The sequence below is a fragment of the Microbulbifer agarilyticus genome, assembly GCF_019800665.1.
Lineage (GTDB): Bacteria > Pseudomonadota > Gammaproteobacteria > Pseudomonadales > Cellvibrionaceae > Microbulbifer > Microbulbifer agarilyticus_C.
In genome coordinates, this window is the sequence record NZ_JAHVKO010000008.1 from 80,349 (window position 1) to 88,500 (window position 8,152).

Below are 8,152 nucleotides of genomic sequence, written 5' to 3' on the forward strand. Positions count from 1 at the left end.
CCGCATCGAGTTCGCGGCTCACTCAACAATGAGTGTGCCGCGATACATTTGCATCTGGCAGTGGAACGGATATTCCCCGGCTTGTTTGGGGTGCACGACTATCTCGGTTAACTGATCCACCCCCAACTGTGCGCTCACCTCAAGATCGGGGAACAGCACCCATTCCGCGCAGGGACTGGGATCCTCACGCAAAAAATGCAGCACGGTTTTCTCATTCGCCGGCACCCGGATACGGTCGGGTGAATAGACCCCATCCTTGACCAGCACCTGCATCTGCGCATCCGCGCCGATAGCGGCCAAACGTTGTTTTCTTGGGGCAATCCAGAACCACCATACGATTGCTGCGATAGCGATCAGTCCTAGCAAGTTAATCAGCAACGTTGCCATTAGCTATCTCCCTCGCCGATGGAATTATTCGTGTGTTCAACCTGTTTTGCTGCAACGCGTGTTGGCTTAAACAGGCGCAGGCGGTTGGCATTCGTCACCACGGTCACCGAAGAGAAAGCCATCGCCGCGCCGGCAATCACCGGGCTCAATAACATGCCGGTTATCGGATAAAGCACACCTGCGGCAATAGGAATACCCAGCGTGTTATAGATAAACGCGCCGAACAAATTCTGTTTAATGTTGCGTAGAGTTGCGCGGGATAATTCCACTGCATCGGCGACCCCGTGCAGCGAAGAGCGCATCAGCGTGATATCCGCCGATTCGATGGCCACATCGGTCCCGGCGCCAATGGCAAAGCCCACATCGGCCCGCGCCAGCGCCGGGGCATCGTTAATGCCATCGCCCGCCATACCCACCTTGGCACCTTCTTTTTGCTGCGCAACGACAATTTTTTCCTTGTCTTCCGGCAACAACTCCGCATGCACATGCTCAATACCCAGCTGTTTGGCAACGGCGTTTGCGGTAGCGGCATTGTCACCGGTGAGCATTTCTATACGCAGCCCCAGTTGTTTGAGGCGTTGTACCGCCGCAGCCGCATCTTCACGAATCGGGTCGGCCACCGCGATCACACCGGCAAGCTCGCCATCCACGGCCGCGTACATCGCGGTCTTGCCCTGCCTGGAGAGGACTTCGGATTTCTGTTGCCACTCGTCGATTGCCACGCCTTCGCGCTGCATCAGCTTGCTGTTGCCGAGCAGAATAGTGGTGCCGTCCACATTTCCTTTTACACCGTGGGCGGTGATTGCCTCAAAGTCAGTAACCGGGCTAAGAGAAAGTGGCTTTTGTTTTGCCGCAGTGACAATTGCCTCCGCCAGCGGGTGCTCGGAGTGACTCTCCAAACTTGCCAGCTTTTGCAGGAGCGCACCGGCATTGCCGCGGCTTTCGATGTCGGTGAGCCTGGGCGCGCCTTCGGTTAGCGTTCCGGTTTTGTCCACCAACAATGCGTTTAGATCCGTGGCCTGCTGCAGTGCTTTGCCGTTGCGTACCAGTACGCCATTTTCCGCGCCCTTGCCCACCCCCACCATCACCGACATGGGGGTAGCCAAGCCGAGGGCACAGGGGCAGGCAATAATCAGTACCGAGGTCAGCACCACCAGCATATGCGCCACTTTCGGGTCTGGCCCCCAGTTGAACCAGACCAATGCGGCGACGACGGCAATGATCATTACCGCAGGCACAAAGATCGCGGAAATGGTGTCCGCGAGACGCGCAATGGGTACCCGAGAGCTCTGGGCGTTTTTTACCATCTGAATGATTTGCGCCAGACGGGTATCGGCGCCGACTTTTTCCGCCGCAAACAGCAGGCTTCCGTTCTTATTCAGAGTGCCGGCGGTCAGTAGGTCGCCCGCAGATTTTTTCACCGGGACCGGTTCGCCGGTGAGCATGGATTCATCTACCAGGCTGCTACCATCGACCACACGTCCATCAACGGAGATTTTTTCCCCGGGGCGTACGCGCAGTTTGTCGCCCACGCGCACCTGCTCGATAGGAATATCCAGCTCTGCGCCATCGCGCAGTACCCGGGCACTGCTGTCTTGCAGCTGCAGCAATTTTTCCACGGCCGCGCCGGTGCGGCCACGCGCGCGTACTTCCAGTGCCTGCCCCAGGTTGATCAGGCCAATAATCATTGCGCTGGCCTCGAAATACACGTGCCGCGCGCTCTCCGGCAATACCTGTGGCAGCAGTACAACCAACATGGAAAATAGCCAGGCGGTGCCGGTGCCCAGTGCAACAAGGGTATCCATGGTGGCGGAATGATGACGAAATGCCTGCCAGGCGCCCGTGTAGAAATGGCCACCACAAAACACCAGTACCGCCAGCGTAACCAGGCCCACACTGCCCCAGGCAAGTTGCTGAAAGGTGTTGTTCACACCCATCTCACCGGTGACCAGCCCCCATACCATCAGCGGGATACCGAGCCCCAGCGCAATCGCGGCCCGCCACAGCAGATGGTGATAGTGGCGCTGCTCCTCCTCGCGCTGTTGTTCGCGCAGCACCCTGGCACTGGCCTGGACCGGCTCGGCACCGTAACCGGCGGATTCCACGGCACGGACACAGGCAGCCGTTTCGGCGCTGCCCTGTATCACCAGAGTTTTATCAGCCAGGTTTACCCGGGCTTCGTCTACTCCAGTAACGCCTTCCAGTGCTTTTTCTATCTTGCGCACACACCCGGCGCAGCTCACACCGTGTAGCTGGAATGTCTGGGACGCGGCAGCCGTCTTGTTTGCCGCGGCGCCATCCTTCGTGATTCCCACGCGTTTCTCCCTGTGTCGATCTCTTAATCGTCGATCTCTCAATCAATGTAGCTGGGCATACTAAAAGCTTACCCCCGGGGTAAGGGCAAGCCGGGCAGGCGTACACAGGCCATATTGAGCAGCGCTATCACCACAATAAAAAAGCATATACTTATTTTATTGGCGAATGCTGCTACCTTAATAAAAAAACAAATTCGTTATTTATTTGGGGCATCCATGAACAACGCAAAGACCACGCTGATCACCGTGATGCTGGTCACCCTGATCGGCTCCGCCGGTATCGCGCTCCCGTACCCGGTACTCGCGCCACTGTTTCTCGATGGGCCGGCTACTGAGCTCACCCACTTTATGGGGCTGCCACCAAAACTGCTACTCGGTGTCGCACTGGCCGTATTTCCCATCGGCCTGTTGATCGGCAGCAGCGTTCTGGGCGCGCTGTCCGACCAGTTTGGGCGTCGCCGCACTCTCGTGCTCACCTTGATTCTGGCGGCTGCGGGCTACGTATTGGCTGCACTCGCACTGAGCTGGCAAAACTTTATGCTGTTCATCGCCGCGCGCTTTGTCACCGGCTTGTGTGAGGGCAACATCGCCATTGCCCGTGCCATGGCTGCAGACCTCCATCCAGTTATCGACCGCACCCGTGCTTTGTCACTGGCAATGTCCTGCGCCTACGCTGGCTGGCTGCTCGGGCCGCTGAGTGGTGGCTATCTGGCGGTATTTGGGGCCGCCGTGGTGTTTTGGGCCGGAGCTGCTGCGGTAATTGCCTGCGCTCTACTGGCGCAGTTGTTTCTGCCCGCGGACAAGCCGTCCGCGCGCGCCAGCGGTAATCTTCTGCAACTCGTCCGCTCGGAAAACTCGCTGACCCTGTGGCGAGAGCCGGCAATTCGCGCTCTGGCGCTGTTTAATCTGCTGTTTTGTCTTGGGGTAAACGCCTTTTACGAGTTTTATCCATTTTGGCTGGTGGAGAAGTTTGGTTACGCGCCGCACGACATCGCTTGGAATACCGTCGTCGCTACGGCGGTAATGATTACCATGAGTGCGCTGGCGGTGCCGCCGTTGAAGAAACGCTTCGGCGCAAATCCCGTAGTATTTAACGGCGCATTGGTACTGGGGGTTCTGCTGGCGTTACTGCCTCTTGCAAACAGCCAGGGCGCTATCGTGATGTTCGCGTTGATTGGTGCCAGTATCGCCACCGTGAATGGCGTCTTCCCGGCAATTATGTCCGAGCGTTTTGAACAGTACGGCCAGGGCAAGGTGATGGGTCTGCTGACGGCAAACTTTTGCCTGACCAACGCCATTATCGCGCTACTCGGCAGTGTGCTTGCACTACTGGGGAGCCAATGGACCCTGGTACTGGGCGGCGCCTTGTGCCTTGCTAGTGCCGTCTGGTTCGCGGCACTCCATCGCGCATCGTTTAACTGGCCGGCGAAGGTGATCCCACGTTGAATATTTCTGAGTCCAAGGCCGCGGAAACTACCGCCCAAACCACCGGGAAACCTGCAGATAACAGCGGCGATTCTCGCGAGCAAATCCTCTATTTTCTCAAGACTCGTGGCGCCCAGTCCGCAACAACAATTGCCGAGCACCTGAACATCTCAGTGGTCGGTGCGCGCCAGCATCTGAATCGTATGGCAACGGATGGGCTACTTGCACGCTTTGACCAGGCAGAGAAAGTTGGCCGCCCCACCAGTTTCTGGGAATTGACCGAAAAAGCCCACCAGCGGTTTCCCGATCGCCACAGCGATCTGACAGTCAAACTGATCGACAACGTTCGGGAAATTTTTGGTGAGCAGGGCCTCAATGCGCTCATCGATCAGCGTGAAAAGGAATCCCTGACCGAATATGGCTCGGCCCTGGCCAGCTGTAAAAGCCTCGGCGCACGGGTAAAAAAACTCGCGGAAATCCGCAGCCGCGAAGGATATATGGCCGAAGCGGTACAGGAAAAGCGCGGGGTTTGGCTGCTGTTGGAAAACCACTGCCCAATCTGTGCCGCCGCCCGTGAGTGCCAGGGCTTCTGTCGTTCGGAGCTGGAAATCTTTCGGCAATGCCTGCCTACGGCAAAAGTAGAGCGCTGCGAGTATCTGCTGGATGGCGCACGCCGTTGCGCCTATCGGATATCGGTGCAGGCATAACCGCAAGGCCCAGTCTACTCGGCTGCCGACAGCGAAAAACGACGCCAGCCAGGCGACGATAAGCCGACCAAACAGACACCTAATTCTACTCCCGGTGACTTGACCCGGGGTGGTATCATCGCGGAATGAAACACCCCCTGCTTCCGGAACGTCCCCTTGTAGTATCCCCCACTCTGGCCGCCACGCTCGGTCTGGAGGAGGCGGTGCTGCTTGGTGCCTTGACCGACCTGATACCATTTTTGCCGGCTGAGTCACATCCAGGCCGAGACTGGTATACCGCAGAGGGTGAGCAGCTGCAGCAGCTATTGCCTTTCTGGGAGCCCAATGACATTCAGCGGGTATCCACAAGCCTGCGCAATCAGGGCGCGCTATTGTTGGGCGCCGCGCCCTACGGTAGTAGTGCGGTATTGAAATTCGCGCTGCCTGCGGCGCAAGCACGCAGCAATTTGCCTGTACATCAGACCTCACCAGCTCCGTCCCCAGTAGCGCCTATGCCGGTACAGCGGGCGGCGAATATCATTTCCCCCAGCTGGCAACCGGATGGGGAAACCATGGCGCGCATCGCGCAACTGGGCGTGCCGGAACATTTTGTGCGCGAACAGTTGCCAGAGTTTGTGACCTACTGGCGCGACCGCGGCGAAAGCAGACACTCCTTTGGTTCCCTATTCCTTAAGTTGGTAAAGACCAAGTGGGAGTCTTACCGGGCAACGCAGGGTCGCAAGCAACCCCTGCCCGACCACTGGCGGCCGGGGGAAGATACCCTGCGCAAACTCTCCGATGAGGGCGTCCCCAGTACCTTCGTACAACGCTGTTTGCAGCGTTTCGTGGAGTACCATCGCAACAGCGCCAAGCAATCCATTTCCTGGGATCTGGAGTTTAACGACTGGGTAACCGAGGACTGGGAGAAGCAGGACACACCGTTTATAGAAAAACGGAAGCCCGAGCCAATGACGCGGGATTGGCAGCCCAGTGAGAACACCTGGGAACAGCTGCGTCGATTGGCCATCAACCCCAGTTTTGCGTCAGAATTACTGCCGGAATTTATCTACAAGTGGCTCGAGCGCGGTGGACACAGTGCCCGCTGGGGAGAACAGTTTATCGAGTATGCGCGCACCGAGTGGGCATACTACTGTCAAGGCATCGAGAAAAACCCGGTCGCCAAACCGATTTCTCGCAACTGGCAACCGACCAGTGACTGCCTTGGCCACCTCTTGAATCAATGTGAAATTGACCGCGAATTTGCCCTTGGCCTGGTACCGGAATTCCGCCTCTACTGGCGCGAGCAGGGTGCCGCACGTAAAAGCTGGGATTCCGTCTTCGTACGTCACGCCCGTCACCAGTGGGCCGAGCGCAACAAGTTCGCGATAGGACAACACCATGGCAAGCCACAAGAGCCCGGGAATGCAGCCAACCAACGCACCAGAGATACATCAGTCTGGGACATCGTCACAGACACAAACTGGTAACGCCGAACTGGAAGCACGCAAGCGGGCACTTAACGAGGTGTTCGGTTTGCTCAAGCTGAGTTATCACAATCAATTTAACTCGGCTTTTCAGGATGTGCAGACCCTGAACCACGCCAAGCGGTTGTGGCTGGAATCTCTTGCCGGCTTCTCACCGGAGCAGATCCTCGCGGGCGCAAAGCGCGCCATCAAACAGTGTGAATACCTACCCACCGTACACAAGATGCTGCAGCTCTGTGCGGAAGGCGAAAACGGTCTGCCAGACCCCCGTGCCGCCTATCGCGAGGCCTGCAATGCCCCGAGCCCCAAGGCCAACCAGAAGTGGAGCCATCCTGCGGTGTACCACGCAGGGCGTGCAGCGGACTGGTTCTTCCTCGCCAATAATCCGGAATCCTCCGCCTACCCGGTATTTGCCAGTCATTACAAAAAGGTTTGTGAGCGCCTGCTCGCCGGCGAGAGTCTGCCGGCACCGCAGCAGGTTCAATTAGAGCACCAGCCGGCCAAGCCGCTGTCCAAAGCTGAAAATGCCAAGAAGTTGGCGGAATTGCGCGCACAACTCAAAATATGATGTGATCTAGCTGCTACGTCGTCACGTAGCAGTGAGTCCCGACAGGAAGTTCCGGGGCGTTACACAACACTATTTCCATTCTCCAGAGCAGGTATCGCCATGGTTAGGCTCCTCTTTCTGCTTGTGGTACCCCTTTCATTGCTGGCCAGCAGCCCGGCAAGCGCAGACTTTTACTCCCACCGCTACGGCGGGCTAGCGATCCAGAGCACGGCACTCGACGATGTGTGCGGAAACTCACAGTCGTTCGTCAGCGGCCTGAATAGCTCCAACCAACTCGCGACATTTTCCAACTGTAGTGACAGTGGCGAGGGCGCGAAGCTTTACGCCGGTTGGCGCTGGAGTCCGAATTTCGCGCTAGAAGCCGATTTGCGGCAATCCACCAGCGCCACTTCGAACTTCGCCATCAGTAATCCACAGTTCCCAAGCCTGTTTATAAAAGATCGCGTGACGACCCGTATGGGGAATGCATTTTTCGTCAGCCATCTTCCGGTGGGCGGGTCCGGGATAAGCGTATTCGGCAAAATAGGCGGCGGCTTCTGGTTTAACCAGATACGCTCGTTGCAGCGGGGAGATTCCTTGGCGGTGGTACAGCTACAAAACGGTTCCCTGCAGGCCGTGACATTCCCTGTGGAGGGCGAGTTCAACGAAAGTGCCAGTGGCTTCCACTGGGGCTACGGAGCCGGGGTAAGCTACCGACTGCGCGATCGCTGGACCATTCGCGCCGAGTGGGAACTATTTCCCGAAGTAGGTGGCGATACAACAAGAGGCGAGTACCAGTTGGAGTCCGCATCATTGGGCTGGAGCGTCATCTTCTAAGGGGCAACCCAACGCATCGACCAGGGGAGTATTCCATCCACAGCGGTGGGTTATTTCCCTTTGTGCACAGAAATACTGGATAGCATTGGGGATAACTCCTGAAAAGCACCGCGGGCCCCCGTGGTTGCTGGGCTCGTGTTTTCGGCTATTTTTTCAACGGCTTTTTTCCACTGCATAAGCGCAATTCTTCACGCAGATTCCAATCATTAAATCACTCCTTGTACCGCTTCTTTGTGTGTAATCCTCGCGCTTTCTTTTCCCCACAAATAGCTTGTCGGTCGCTGTTGATATAGCTCTGGGGATGTATCGGTTAATAACTGATTTATCGCGCTTTTTGCGAGTTATGCACAGTCGGTTACACACAGAAACCTTGGACAGAGTTGTGGGTAACTACGGGATATTCGATGGGAGTGGCGTGGTTACTGGGGTTGCGACGGCGCCTAAAAAACCATCATTGCGATTTGGGGATAA

At 57.2% G+C, this 8,152-nt stretch carries 7 protein-coding genes; 5 read left to right on the top strand and 2 right to left on the bottom strand.

Going from position 1 to position 8,152, the window contains the following annotated elements:
- Positions 1–18: 18 nt before the first annotated feature.
- Positions 19–387 carry a cupredoxin domain-containing protein gene (locus KUV22_RS16575; RefSeq protein ID WP_222232894.1) on the bottom strand — a complete coding sequence of 123 codons (369 nt, stop codon included), beginning with the start codon at positions 385–387 and terminating at the stop codon, positions 19–21.
- On the bottom strand, positions 387–2,696 hold the full coding sequence (locus tag KUV22_RS16580; RefSeq protein ID WP_222232904.1) for a heavy metal translocating P-type ATPase: 2,310 nt from the start codon (positions 2,694–2,696) through the stop codon (positions 387–389). Before KUV22_RS16580 ends, KUV22_RS16575 begins: the two co-directional genes overlap by 1 nt.
- Positions 2,697–2,918: 222 nt before the next feature.
- Here KUV22_RS16580 and KUV22_RS16585 point away from each other — a divergent pair, with 222 nt between their 5' ends.
- The 5 genes from KUV22_RS16585 (at position 2,919) to KUV22_RS16605 (ending at position 7,681) form a co-directional block, all read left to right on the top strand.
- Complete coding sequence (locus KUV22_RS16585; RefSeq protein WP_222232895.1) at positions 2,919–4,148, top strand: MFS transporter; 1,230 nt, start codon at positions 2,919–2,921, stop codon at positions 4,146–4,148.
- Entirely contained in the window at positions 4,145–4,834 is a 690-nt protein-coding gene (locus tag KUV22_RS16590) for a helix-turn-helix transcriptional regulator (protein ID WP_222232896.1), read from the top strand. The genes KUV22_RS16585 and KUV22_RS16590 overlap by 4 nt, the downstream gene beginning before the upstream one ends.
- 125 nt (positions 4,835–4,959) lie before the next feature.
- Positions 4,960–6,300 (top strand): DnaT-like ssDNA-binding domain-containing protein, encoded by a 1,341-nt coding sequence (locus tag KUV22_RS16595; protein ID WP_222232897.1) that lies wholly within the window; start codon positions 4,960–4,962, stop codon positions 6,298–6,300.
- Positions 6,236–6,865, top strand: a complete 630-nt coding sequence (locus KUV22_RS16600) for a replication protein P (protein ID WP_224919401.1) — start codon at positions 6,236–6,238, stop codon at positions 6,863–6,865. Before KUV22_RS16595 ends, KUV22_RS16600 begins: the two co-directional genes overlap by 65 nt.
- Before the next feature lie 99 nt (positions 6,866–6,964).
- Positions 6,965–7,681: an outer membrane beta-barrel protein gene (locus KUV22_RS16605; RefSeq protein WP_222232898.1), complete on the top strand. Its 717-nt coding sequence runs from the start codon at positions 6,965–6,967 to the stop codon at positions 7,679–7,681.
- The last annotated feature ends 471 nt before the right edge of the window (positions 7,682–8,152 follow it).

Coding starts and splice junctions, on each gene's coding strand:
- KUV22_RS16585 (WP_222232895.1), top strand. CDS start 2,919: ATGAACAACGCAAAGACCACGCTGATCACCGTGATGCTGGTCACCCTG.
- KUV22_RS16575 (WP_222232894.1), bottom strand. CDS start 387: ATGGCAACGTTGCTGATTAACTTGCTAGGACTGATCGCTATCGCAGCA.
- KUV22_RS16595 (WP_222232897.1), top strand. CDS start 4,960: ATGAAACACCCCCTGCTTCCGGAACGTCCCCTTGTAGTATCCCCCACT.
- KUV22_RS16605 (WP_222232898.1), top strand. CDS start 6,965: ATGGTTAGGCTCCTCTTTCTGCTTGTGGTACCCCTTTCATTGCTGGCC.
- KUV22_RS16600 (WP_224919401.1), top strand. CDS start 6,236: ATGCAGCCAACCAACGCACCAGAGATACATCAGTCTGGGACATCGTCA.